Source organism: Alteromonas sp. MMG017 (genome assembly GCF_018100795.1).
Lineage (GTDB): Bacteria > Pseudomonadota > Gammaproteobacteria > Enterobacterales > Alteromonadaceae > Alteromonas.
This window is the reverse complement of record NZ_JAGJDY010000002.1, coordinates 479,959-492,106: the sequence shown is the minus strand read 5'-3', so window position 1 is coordinate 492,106 and position 12,148 is coordinate 479,959. Positions and strand designations below refer to the sequence as shown.

Sequence of the window (12,148 nt, the reverse complement as noted above, 5' to 3'; positions counted from 1 at the left end):
CAGGGCGCTAAAATTAAATGAAAATTCTTATCGTTGATGATGAGCCAATTAACCGCACTATGTTAGTTAGCATGTTAAGCGAAGCTGGGTTCACCGATTGCGTTGAGGCTTCGAGTGGCAACGATGCGTTAGCGATAGTAGAGCATGCGATACCCGATTTAGTGCTACTTGATGTGGTAATGCCAGGTATGAGCGGTTTTGAGGTTGCACCGAAAATTAGAACGTTAGCCGGCGGCCGATACTTACCAATTTTATTTATCACAGCATTGGATGACAAAGAAAGTCTAGTGAAGTGTTTAGAGGTTGGGGGAAATGACTTTGCCACCAAACCTTTCGACAAACATATTCTCACCGCCAAAATTCGCGCGCATGAAAAAATTCGCAACCTAAGTGCCCATATAGAACAGCAAAATGAAGAGCTTAGGTTTTATCAACAACGGGTAGCAAGAGAGCATGCCATTGTTGAGCATATTTTCAGTCATGCCATTGTAAATAAAAGCCACATTCTTAAATATTTTGATCACGCATTAACGCCTGCTGAAACATTTAATGGTGATGTATTTGTATGTGAAGCCAGCCCAAGTGGTGGTTTATATTTTTTAGTAGGAGATTTTACCGGGCATGGATTGGCATCAGCTATTGGTGCACTGCCGGTAACGCGCGCATTTCAAGAGATGTCTTTAAAAGGGTTGTCGGTAAATGAAATGGCGACAGAGTTTAATAAAATACTTCTGCGATTTTTACCCAGCGATATGTTTATGGCTGCGGTTATCGGCGAAGTTGGCTATGATGGTTCTCGTATTACCCTTTGGCAAGGTGGTATGCCACAGATGTTGGTGGTGTCAGACAAGCGGAAATTTATTAAAACTATTTCTTCCCCTCACATGGCGCTAGGTATTCTTGAGCAACACGAATTTGACAGTGAGTGCGAAATTTTTGAGATGTTGGCGAATGACAAGTTAATTGTCTATTCCGATGGATTGACAGAAGCGGTTGATGCAGAGGGAAGTATGTTAACCGAAGAGGGGATAGAACAATGGTGTGCTGATGCCACTGATATCACTGCCGAAGGAATTTTTAATCACGCTAAAGCATTTTCGGCTACACCTAGTTTTGAAGACGATGTGTCAGTGGTTATTTTCAAAAGTCAGTCCTTGGAAGGGGTTCAGCCTTATCGAGCTACCGACGATATTCCGTTAAATATCACTATCACCTTAAGTGCCAAACATTTAAAGCAGCCCGACATTCAAACCCGTATGCTCCATCAAACTTCTCAATGTAGCGGCATTGAACATGTTCGCTCAGTGCTCTTTACGGTGGTTTCAGAAATGTTCAGCAACGCCTTAGAACACGGCATTTTGAACATGAACTCACGTCTAAAGCATTCGCCAGAAGGCTTTCAATTATATTATGAGCAGCGAGAAAAGTTACTGAGTGCCTTAGATGAAGGGACGATTATTATTAATATCGAGTCGGATCCGGCGAAAGAAACCGTCTTTCTTTCTATAGAAGACAGCGGGAACGGTTTTGAGTGGGAACAGAAAGCCAGCCCCGAAAGTAATGACTCATTCGGAAGAGGGTTAGGCCTCATCAGAGCGTTAAGTAGTAAAGTGTGGTTTGAAAAAGGCGGGAGAAAAATAAACTGTTTGCTCAACACAGCCGTTGAATAACTACCACTAAACTAAAAATGCCAACGATTTGCCGTATATTCCCACTTTGAAAGGTTGGATATGTTATGCAATAGCTTCGTTGTTTATTTGGAGCGCCTAATGCTTAAATCTTTATTACAGCTTTTCGAAACGAAAGAATCAGAAGCGCAGCAGAAACATACTGTCGAACTTGCCACCGCTGCGTTGTTAAGTGAAATAATGAGGGCTGACGCTAATGTCACCAACAGTGAACTCAATGCTTACAAAACGCACTTGTATAAACAGTTTGCGCTTTCTGATGATGAACTAAAATTACTGATGGAAGAAGGCCGAACCTCAGCAGAAGAAGCTGTCGATTTAGTACAGTTTACCAAGATAATTAATCAAACCTGTGAAGCTGAACAAAAGCGGGACATTCTTGAGGGTTTATGGGCAATTGCATTTGCAGATAATCAACTTGCCCCTATTGAAGAGCATACCATTCGGCGTATATCAGACTTATTGCATGTGCCGCATTCCCATTTTATTAAAGCTAAACTGCGCGTTTCGCCAGAGAATTAAAGCAATACTTAACACACTCTCGCGTTATTAATATCGAAAAAAGTGCTTGTTACACAGGTAATTAGTAAAAAATAATGCTATAAATAAATCATGAATTTCCATGGTCTCAGGTGCACTTGAGGTTATGATGACTACGTAAGATTTATTGAAAACATGATTGCAATCTATTACGCGGGTGGTGTTAGAGGAAGTGGGTGTGTTTAAGTCTATAAAGGCCCCAATTAGTATTGTCGTTACCTTGTCTATGTCTGTAATGGCTGCCGCGGTGTTGTGGTTTGCAGTATTAGAACATAAAGCGCTATATCTCAATTTAGCACATTCTCATGCGGTTTCTCTTGCCAATGGCGTAGTAAAAAATGTAGCGCCAGCTATGTTGTTAAATGCCCAAAAAGCCTCCTCTCTTTCAAATGTCTTAATCCTGTTAAAGGAGCATGAACATGTTATTTCAGCAAGAATCTACGACAGTAATTTTACCCTTTTATTAGAAGAAGAAGGCCCATCTGCTAATAGACTGAATGAACCTTTTCTAAATACCCTTGACCCATTTGCTTTAACTGAAGGGGTATCCATAGAAAATGACGTCATTATGGCACGACGAGTAATAGGCTCTTCGCAAAAGCCAGATGGTTTCTTGATACTCTTCGTGGATGCAAAGGCACCACTTTCGGGAAGTGTTAAAGGCTTACTACTGAATGTAGTACCTATAATCTTTGTGCTGTGGGTAATAAGCATTATTGGCACATTGTTTTTCATTCGTCGTGTATTTCGCCCTTTAAGTGAGTTAAGTTTTTTCACCAAACAGGTCACAGACACCAAAGATTACGCCTTGCGACAAAACCTTACTTCAAGAGATGAAATAGGGGAGTTGGGAGAAAACATCAACCTTTTGTTAGAAATGATAGAGGTTGAACTACTTATCAATCATGAACAAAATCAAACCTTGGTCGATCAACAAGAAACCATGATTCGATTGGCTAACTATGACAGCCTAACCGGGTTACCTAATAGGCAATTTGTGCTTGATAACTTGCGGTTAGAGCTAGCCCGAGCGCGAAGGAATGATGATGATCTTGCTCTTTTGTTTTTCGATTTAGATGGGTTTAAAGGCATAAATGATTCACTAGGCCATGAGACCGGTGACCTGATATTGATAGAAGTGGCAGATAGGGTGAGCGCTCTGTTACGAGAAGGGGACTTGGTAGCCCGATTAGGGGGCGATGAATTTTTAGTATTACCCGATAGAGAAACGCGAGATACCAGCCTTGAAAATATGGCCGGTCGATTGATTGATGCCTTTACTAGTCCTTTTGAATTGCGAGGGCTGTCACTGTCTGTTGGCGTTAGTGTGGGCGTAGCGCGTGCCATAGACGCCGACTATGATTTAAGCGAATTAATGAGCAATGCAGATCTTGCGATGTATCGCTCTAAAGCCAAGGGGCGTGGAAGCTTCACCATATTTACACCTGATATGGTGGAATCGCACAAGCGTAAATTCCATTTAGCGAATGCCATAGAGCAAGGGTTAAAGAACGATGAGTTTATGGTGTATTACCAAGTTAAAGTCGATCACGAAGGGAAGGTTATCGGCTTAGAGGGACTGCTTAGGTGGCAACACCCGGAATATGGTTTGGTTATGCCTAATGAGTTTATTCCTATCGCGGAACAAGGCGGTAAAATATCTGCCATTACACGTTGGGTAATTGAAAAAGTCTGTATTGATCTACCCCAATTAAGGGAGTGGCTTCCTCATCGTTTTCGTGTATCAGTGAATTTATCAGGCCACGACCTTCGTGATAGTAACCTGTTTGACAATATCCATGAGATTTTCACACGCCACAATGTAAATCCAGAATACGTAGAATTCGAGGTAACCGAGTCTGCTTACTTAGAGAATTTTGCGTCATCAAATAAATTCTTTAAACGCATGAGCAACATGGGATGCGCCATTGCCCTAGATGATTTTGGTACGGGTTACTCTTCTCTAAGCTATTTAACCCAGATAAGCATCGATACCCTAAAAATTGATAAGCAGTTTGTACATGAGCTTGAAACGTCGGAAAGGAGCCGCTTAGTAACCGGCGCTATTATCGATTTGGCCAAACGCCTTTCACTTAGCGTATGTGCCGAAGGTATTGAGAATGAAACCCAATGGCATTATTTGATAGAACACGGTTGTGACTATATTCAAGGTTTTATGTTTAGCAAACCCATTCCTATGGATGAGCTTATTCTGTCACCAAAACAGTTTATAATTGGCAATGTCAATAATAGTGAGGGCTAGGTAGCATAGCTTATGCATTGGGCTTTTTATTGCGCTGTCATAACGAACTGAATCAACAAACTATCTTAATTTAAAGCCTTATTAGGCTATTTGACACAATTACAGGAGTTCGTGTAACTGTGTCTGTTTCTAGATACAATGTACAGGAGGTGAGTCGATTTATTTTTTGTAAATGTTTGATATATAAATAAATTGTATCTTTGGCTCAATTTTAGCTTATTCAATCAGAGTTAACAGAGTTATCGAAGTTAGTTTAAGGGATTTATAAACAAGCAGTAATGCGGAGGATTCATGATGAAACGACTAGAAAAGGTTTTTCTGATTTTACTTACCATCGCGGCGATACAAGCTATTTCGGTAGTTGAAGCGCACGCGTCACCTGCAAAAACGTTAATGCAGCAGTTAGACACGAATAAAGACGGTTTGATATCGCTGAAAGAAGCGGTTCGTCACACCGAACTATTGCGTAATTTTGGGTTAATTGACGACAATGAAGATGGCAAATTAACTGAAGCCGAATTAGCAAAAAGTAAACTGACACCAGGAAATGCAAAATCTGCGGTCAGTGAATAGCTGTCGTTAGCGAACAATATATATAATAGCCTAGCAGATGCGCCTGCCGGTGCTTGTTTGAAGGAATACCACTCTGATTGAGAAATTTTCATTTGGTGAACGGCTGGTTCAGCTAGGCTCATTACGTCAACTGACGCTAGGTAGCTTCGTGCTGGCGTTAATCCCCTTGATTGCATTGTTGTGGCAAAGCCAAAGCGACTTAGCCAAAGTAGGGCAAATGACCACGTTGGAAACCCGATACGTGGTTGATGTTGTGGGCGATATGCAGCGCCTGGATGGCGCTGTTGTTGACTTAGAGCGAAGTATTCGTCAATACGCGGTTATTCGAACCGAGAAAGTTGCCACCTTATCCGATAACGCACTCGATCAATTCGCGGTGGCCGCTGATAACCTTTGCCAAGCCTTATCTGTTCAGGGAACCTGCGAAAGGTTGTCAGAACAATTAGGCGACCTGTCTGATTACCGCTTAATTGAAGATCAACTTTTACTCAATGCGTACCTTGCTAACGTAGCACGAAGTGTTTCACAGCTTCGAGATGACGTGGAACTTGCTATTTCCGAACGGGTCAAAGTGCAGCAAGATGACTTAAACGCGATGCAAGCAAAGCAAGCGTGGTCTACGGCGATGTTGGTAAGTGTCTCCTTGCTGCTTATCCTTTTAGGAAGCCAACTGATTGTTAATCCAGTTAATAAATTAAAGCAGATAATTCGTATAGTGGCGCATCAGCAAGGTGATCTTCCCCCTTTGTCTCGCCAAGCGCCGCGAGAATTAATAGATGTGGAGAAAGATCTGCATTGGCTGTACGATCGTCTTGGTCAATTAGAGCATATACGCACTGCTTTATTGCGCCATGCTGCTCACGAGTTGAAAACCCCGTTAGCCAGTATTAAAGAAGGATGTAGCTTATTGTCGGAAAATGTTGTGGGCGATTTGAATGACCCTCAACGTGAAGTATTGTCGCTACTTAGCGCAAGTACGCAAAGACTGAACACACTTATCGAAAAACTACTCGATTATAACTTGTTGTTACAGCAAGCTCAGCCCGACATCGTTAATACTGATGCGAAGAAGTTGGTTGATGCATGTTTGGGTGATTACGCCCTAGCGTTACAAGAACGTGAAGTGACGGTATCGGTTGATAGTAAGCATATTTGGGCTGACGAAGAGTTATTCAGGCGGATACTCGACAATTTGGTGTCTAACGCAGTAGCACATGGTGCTGTAGGGCGACCCATTAATGTACATATATATTTAGATAATAACTTTGCTATATTGGACGTTGCAAATCGAGGCAAGCGGATTGCCAAAGAGTCGGTTGCAACACTGTTTGAACCTTTCACCCGTGGCGCAGAGCCGAGAAATGATAATGTTATAGGCACAGGATTAGGCTTATCGATTGTTGCGGATTGCGCGCGACTGATGCATGGCGACGTACAAGTTGTCGATGTCGATTACGCTGATGTGTGCTTTAGGGTGACGATTCCTCAACAGGAAAAATAAAATGAGAATAAGTTGTATGATACTGGCCCTGACGATGATGTCGGGTTGCAGTGTGTTGTCTAAGCAGCCAATCGAACAGAAAATTGAAGTTCAACCACCCCAGATGATTGAAGTGGCTGTAAACGACGATATTTGCCTGTTCACTTCAGAACCTGAAAATTTTGATTACAATTGCGACATGGCTTACTGGTTGGAAGTTTGGCTTGAAGCTGATGCCACGCCTTGGATTGAACGCAAAGCGCAGTTAACAGCGCTTGGTCAATCAAAAAAAGACAAAATTCACGCTTACCTTTTATCCTTATCCAGCGATACCCCGTATCAAGATAGGCTACGTGCCCAACTTTCTATAGATGATTTAATGCCTGAATTTACCGACGCCGCTGCGTTGGTCATTGAAGTTGTGGTAAGTAACCCAAACAAACAATTAATGGAACTTGAGTCTGCGTTGAGTGTATTAAGTAAAGAAAATACCCATCGAGGTCAAGAATTACAAAAGCTGTATGCCGAGCTTAAAGCTCAGCAGAAAAAACTAGAAGAACTACTCCAAATTGAAGCAACACTTATGGATAAAAACAGGAACAACTAACAATGAGTGAAAGTAGCAAGAACAAACCCCATTTATTGTTGGTTGATGATGATAAAAGTTTACTTCGCCTCTTAACTATCCGCTTAGAAGGCGAGGGTTATCAAGTTACTGCGGTTGAAGATGGTAATGCGGCGTTAAGAAAGCTTCAAAATGATGCTTTTGACGTGGTACTCAGTGATTTGCGTATGCCTGGCCTTGACGGGTTAAGCTTATTTGAAGAAATCATGGGCATTCGAAAAGATATTCCCGTAATTTTGATGACCGCCCACGGCACAATTTCGGACGCGGTTGCAGCCACTCAGCGTGGTGTCTTTGGTTTTCTACCCAAGCCAGTCGACCACGATGAGCTGCGTACTTTATTACAAAAAGCATTAAGTCAGTCACAAGCGGCTCAGCCCGGTGAATGGGCGAAAAGTATTGTTACCCGTTCTCAAGATATGCTCAATGTACTCGATCAAGCGTACAGAATTGCGCAACGAGAAGTCAGTGTACTTATTAGCGGAGCTAGTGGTACAGGTAAAGAGTTATTAGCTAATGCAATGCATCAGGCCAGTGACAGACGTGACAAACCGTTTGTTGCCATTAACTGTGGCGCACTGCCAGAAAACTTACTTGAATCAGAATTATTCGGACATGCGAAAGGTGCCTTTACTGGTGCGGTAGCCGCACACCCTGGTCTATTTCGTGAAGCCGATGGCGGAACATTATTTTTAGATGAAATTGGCGATATGCCAATGACATTACAAGTGAAACTACTGCGTGCGTTACAAGAGCGTCAAATTAGACCCGTAGGCAGCAGTAAGCATGTTGATATTGATGTTCGTATCATCTCGGCTACTCACAAAGACTTGCTCAAAGAAATGGAAGAGGGCACTTTCAGGGAAGACTTATACTACCGCCTAAATGTGGTGAACTTAAAGCTTCCATCGTTGAAAGCGCGAAGTGAAGATATTCCTTTGCTGGCGCGTTCACTATTGCAGCAAAGTGCCCAGCGTCATGGTGTTAACGTGAGTCAGTTTTCAGATGATGCAATGCAGTTGCTAGTGAAATCATCCTGGCCAGGAAACGTGCGTCAATTGGTAAACGCGGTTGAGCAATGTGTTGCTTTAACACAAACACCAGTAGTGCCACTGCATCTTGTAGAGCAAGCGCTGTCAGCCACTAAGCAAAGTTGGCCAACGTTAACCGAAGCCAGAGATGCTTTTGAGCAACAGTATTTGAACAAGCTTTTGAAAATGACTGATGGCAACGTAACCCGTGCCGCAGAATTGGCGGGGCGCAACCGTACCGATATGCACAAGTTAATGAAAAAGCATGATTTAGATGCGGGAGACTTTCGTTAGTAATAACAGTACTGAACGTGTCTTTGAAGCGTATTAGGTAAAAGCTGCCACCGGTTGTGGCAGCTTTTTTTTATTGAGAAGAGCGGGTTTTACCAGCCTTGTCAGCGATTGCTAACTTACCATTTGTTCTCATTAATAATGGTTTCTGCTTTCTTAGCCATTTCTTGCAACATGCGAATTTCTTCAACAGAGAATTCTCTTGGCTCATCATGAATGACACATAATGTACCAAGCTCGTATCCATCGTTTGAGCGAAGAATAGCGCCTGCGTAAGCGCGGATATGCGGTTCGCCTTTCACCAAAGGTCCGCCAGCAAAACGGCTGTCTTTGGTGGCGTCGGTCACAATTAAATATTCTTCTTCTGCTATCGCGTAAGTGCAAAAAGAAATATTGCGTGGTGTTTCTGACACATCTAAACACTGGCGAGATTTAAACCATTGTCTGTCTTCAGCAATTAAACTCACCAAGCAAATTTTGCATTTGAAATATTCTTGGGTTGCTTTGGTAACGGCATCTAGCTGTGCGTCGGGTTTGGTGTCTAGAATGTTTAAATTTTCTAGGGCTTTTAATCGCAAGATTTCGCGATCAAGCTTTGGTGATTCCATTAATTATTTCACTTAAATATAGAGTTACTATTGAGACTGTCTCAATAGCCGTCAGTTTATAGGAAGGAAAGAATAAGCACTAGTTAATATTCTTAACGTATGGTCAGGCTTTCACTATCTTAAATAGGCGTAACAGCAGCATTTTTTTGCGAAATTTATTCGCAGTTGAATGCACGTTAAAACAAGGCATTTTGGCTAGGCTGTACTTTTATTGCCAGATTAGGAATTACCGCATCACTGTACTTATTATTATACAAATCAATAAATTGTTGCGCTAACCAAGGGGCATCTTTGTTATCAGGTCGATGGCAAAAGAAATACGGGCTTTTCCCTTCTAGCCGCCATTGATGAATTTTGTTCACCCAAGGCGTTAAACACGCAATATTATCTTCATCATTATCATTCCCTACAAAACGAACAATAGGGTTATTCGCGGTAGCAATTACATTCACTGGCACTCTCGGTTTTTTGTTCCGCACCTCACGTAAAAGCGCACTGTCGCTAGAGTTTGTATCTTCCCTTGAAACAGGGCCGGTAAATAAGGCGCGGGTATCCATAATAATGCGGTTAGCCTTGTACTCCATTAATATTTGATTTAACTGCTTTTCTTCATCGCCTTTAGCAAAGAAAGCCAAATGTCTTACTTCTACCGCAACAGTAATATGTTGTGGTAAATGGTGTAAAAACCCAGCCAGCCGTTCTAGTTTTTCAGGGCCAAAGCTTGCAGGAAGTTGTAGCAGCATTACACCGAGTTTGTGCTCAAGTGGCGCTAGCATTTGTAATTGTTCATTCACTTCATCTTTGCAATGCAGTAATTGATGAACGTGGGTAATCTGTTGGTTGAATTTAAAGGTAAATGAAAAATCGCTACCTACTGATTGTTCCCAGCGAGCGACCGCATCAGCATGTGGAAGAGAATAAAAGGTCGTATTTCCCTCAACCGTATTGCACTCCTTGGCGTAATGAACCAGTTGATTGTCACTTTTTGGGTAATTAGCAAACCAGGTTTTTGGCCAATGACTATGCTGCCACTGCGGCAAGCCAATAAATACCTTGGGTAGCGCCGAAGAAGTTGATAATTTAGTTACTGCAGGATTGTTTGTATTTGTCATTGGGCTTTACTGCGCATTTGTTTATACTATGCGACCTTAATTTAACACATAGTGCATGATGGCAAGCGCCGTGAGCGCCTCATTGTAGAGTAATGGCAAGCAGGTTCAAGGGTTTGCCTACACTTTGCCTACCATCGTGTAACGCAAGATAAGAATATCAGGGGTCAACGACCATGCGCACAGATTACTGTGGGAACATCGATTCATCATACATTGGGCAAGAAATCACCCTGTGTGGTTGGGTAAACAAACGCCGTGATTTAGGTGGCGTTATCTTCATCGACTTACGAGACCGTGAAGGTATCGTTCAAGTAGTATTCGACCCTGATTTACCAGAAGTATTAAGCGTAGCGAATAAACTTCGCGGTGAATTCTGCGTTAAGCTTACCGGTAAAGTACGTGCTCGCCCTGAAGGCCAAATCAATAAAGATATGCGTACTGGCGAAATTGAGATTTTAGGCACAGGCCTAGAAATCATCAATCGCTCTGATGCGTTGCCACTTGATTGGAACCAAGAGAACTCTGAAGAGCAGCGTTTACGCTACCGTTACCTTGATTTACGTCGCCCTGTTATGAGCCAGCGCTTACAGTTTCGCGCTAAAGTAACCGGTGCAGTACGTCGTTTCTTAGAAGGCGAAGGCTTTCTAGATATTGAAACGCCTATTTTGACCAAAGCGACACCTGAAGGTGCTCGTGATTACTTAGTACCTAGCCGTACCCATAAAGGCGAGTTCTTTGCACTGCCGCAATCGCCGCAGTTGTTTAAGCAATTGCTAATGATGTCTGGCATGGACAGATACTATCAAATTGTAAAATGCTTCCGTGATGAAGATTTACGAGCCGATCGCCAACCAGAATTTACCCAAATCGATATCGAAACTACGTTTTTAGATGCCGATGGCGTAATGGCTATTACTGAAAGCATGATCCGCGATTTATTCAACACCATGTTGAACGTAGATTTAGGCGACTTCCCACGCATGACCTACGCCGAAGCAATGAGGCGTTTTGGTAGCGATAAACCTGATTTACGTAACCCGTTAGAGCTTACCGATATTGCTGACTTACTTGAAACTGTTGAGTTTAAAGTATTCAGTGGCCCTGCTAACGATCCTAAAGGTCGTGTTGCTGCTATTCGTGTACCAGGCGGTGCGAGCATGTCTCGTAAGCAAATTGACGAGTACACCAAGTTCGTAGGCATTTACGGCGCGAAAGGCTTAGCGTGGATGAAAGTAAACGAAATGGCACCGGGCCAAGAAGGTTTACAATCACCTATTCTTAAGTTCTTAAGTGAAGACATTACCGACGGTATTTTGCAGCGCACTGGCGCGCAAGCTGGCGACATCTTGTTATTTGGTGCCGACACTAACACAGTAGTTACCGAAGCCATGGGCGCACTTCGCCTTAAACTAGGTGAAGACTTTGAATTATTAGAAGGTGAGTGGAAGCCGTTGTGGGTTGTTGACTTCCCTATGTTCGAAGAATTCGACGGACAGCTTCATGCTATACACCATCCGTTTACTGCGCCTCGCGGCTTAACTGCAGAAGAGCTTAAAGCCAACCCTGTTGGCGCATTGTCTGATGCCTACGACATGGTATTAAACGGTTGCGAGCTTGGTGGTGGTTCAGTACGTATTCACAATGAAGAAATGCAATCTGCCGTATTTGACATTTTGGGTATAGATGAAGAAGAAGCGAAGAACAAGTTTGGCTTCTTACTTGAAGCCTTACGCTTTGGTGCGCCGCCTCACGCAGGTTTAGCGTTCGGTTTAGACCGCTTAGTGATGCTAATGACTGGCGCGACATCAATTCGCGATGTAATGGCATTCCCTAAAACCACGACAGCGGCATGCCCATTAACATCTGCGCCAAGCCCTGCGAATCCAAAACAGTTGGAAGAGTTGGCGATTGCAACGGTAAAAAAGCCGTCGTAAACG

The 12,148-nt window shown here is 42.9% G+C and carries 10 protein-coding genes; 8 read left to right on the top strand and 2 right to left on the bottom strand.

The features are described from left to right. Positions 1-17: 17 nt before the first annotated feature. The 7 genes from J8L84_RS04495 (at position 18) to J8L84_RS04465 (ending at position 8,494) form a co-directional block, all read left to right on the top strand. Positions 18-1,670, top strand: coding sequence for a fused response regulator/phosphatase (locus J8L84_RS04495; protein WP_211069636.1), 1,653 nt, complete (start codon positions 18-20; stop codon positions 1,668-1,670). Positions 1,671-1,769: 99 nt separating this feature from the next. Beyond that, on the top strand, positions 1,770-2,210 hold the full coding sequence (locus tag J8L84_RS04490) for a TerB family tellurite resistance protein (RefSeq protein WP_211069635.1): 441 nt from the start codon (positions 1,770-1,772) through the stop codon (positions 2,208-2,210). Positions 2,211-2,406: 196 nt separating this feature from the next. Next, positions 2,407-4,491 carry an EAL domain-containing protein gene (locus J8L84_RS04485; RefSeq protein ID WP_211069634.1) on the top strand — a complete coding sequence of 695 codons (2,085 nt, stop codon included), beginning with the start codon at positions 2,407-2,409 and terminating at the stop codon, positions 4,489-4,491. 291 nt (positions 4,492-4,782) lie between these two features. Further along, a complete protein-coding gene (locus J8L84_RS04480) occupies positions 4,783-5,064 on the top strand; it encodes a calcium-binding protein (protein ID WP_231518523.1) in 282 nt (93 codons plus the stop codon). A gap of 103 nt (positions 5,065-5,167) precedes the next feature. Continuing rightward, positions 5,168-6,565, top strand: a complete 1,398-nt coding sequence (locus J8L84_RS04475) for a HAMP domain-containing sensor histidine kinase (RefSeq protein WP_211069698.1) — start codon at positions 5,168-5,170, stop codon at positions 6,563-6,565. A 1-nt stretch (position 6,566) separates the two neighbouring features. Next, positions 6,567-7,151, top strand: coding sequence for a hypothetical protein (locus tag J8L84_RS04470; RefSeq protein WP_211069633.1), 585 nt, complete (start codon positions 6,567-6,569; stop codon positions 7,149-7,151). Between the two features lie 2 nt (positions 7,152-7,153). After that, complete coding sequence (locus tag J8L84_RS04465; protein ID WP_211069632.1) at positions 7,154-8,494, top strand: sigma 54-interacting transcriptional regulator; 1,341 nt, start codon at positions 7,154-7,156, stop codon at positions 8,492-8,494. Between the two features lie 116 nt (positions 8,495-8,610). On the opposite strand, the gene J8L84_RS04460 is transcribed toward J8L84_RS04465, so the two are convergent. Together J8L84_RS04460 and J8L84_RS04455 are read right to left on the bottom strand one after the other, a co-directional pair. After that, positions 8,611-9,099, bottom strand: coding sequence for a GAF domain-containing protein (locus tag J8L84_RS04460; protein ID WP_211069631.1), 489 nt, complete (start codon positions 9,097-9,099; stop codon positions 8,611-8,613). A gap of 176 nt (positions 9,100-9,275) precedes the next feature. Continuing rightward, positions 9,276-10,211 carry a DUF72 domain-containing protein gene (locus tag J8L84_RS04455; protein WP_247670557.1) on the bottom strand — a complete coding sequence of 312 codons (936 nt, stop codon included), beginning with the start codon at positions 10,209-10,211 and terminating at the stop codon, positions 9,276-9,278. A 173-nt stretch (positions 10,212-10,384) separates the two neighbouring features. Here J8L84_RS04455 and aspS point away from each other — a divergent pair, with 173 nt between their 5' ends. Further along, complete coding sequence (gene aspS / locus J8L84_RS04450; protein ID WP_211069630.1) at positions 10,385-12,145, top strand: aspartate--tRNA ligase; 1,761 nt, start codon at positions 10,385-10,387, stop codon at positions 12,143-12,145. Positions 12,146-12,148: the final 3 nt, after the last annotated feature.

Excerpts from the sequence above, each read along its gene's own strand:
- J8L84_RS04495 (WP_211069636.1), top strand. The coding sequence starts at position 18 with ATGAAAATTCTTATCGTTGATGATGAGCCAATTAACCGCACTATGTTA.
- J8L84_RS04490 (WP_211069635.1), top strand. The coding sequence starts at position 1,770 with ATGCTTAAATCTTTATTACAGCTTTTCGAAACGAAAGAATCAGAAGCG.
- J8L84_RS04480 (WP_231518523.1), top strand. The coding sequence starts at position 4,783 with ATGATGAAACGACTAGAAAAGGTTTTTCTGATTTTACTTACCATCGCG.
- J8L84_RS04470 (WP_211069633.1), top strand. The coding sequence starts at position 6,567 with ATGAGAATAAGTTGTATGATACTGGCCCTGACGATGATGTCGGGTTGC.
- J8L84_RS04465 (WP_211069632.1), top strand. The coding sequence starts at position 7,154 with ATGAGTGAAAGTAGCAAGAACAAACCCCATTTATTGTTGGTTGATGAT.
- J8L84_RS04460 (WP_211069631.1), bottom strand. The coding sequence starts at position 9,099 with ATGGAATCACCAAAGCTTGATCGCGAAATCTTGCGATTAAAAGCCCTA.
- J8L84_RS04455 (WP_247670557.1), bottom strand. The coding sequence starts at position 10,211 with ATGACAAATACAAACAATCCTGCAGTAACTAAATTATCAACTTCTTCG.
- aspS (WP_211069630.1), top strand. The coding sequence starts at position 10,385 with ATGCGCACAGATTACTGTGGGAACATCGATTCATCATACATTGGGCAA.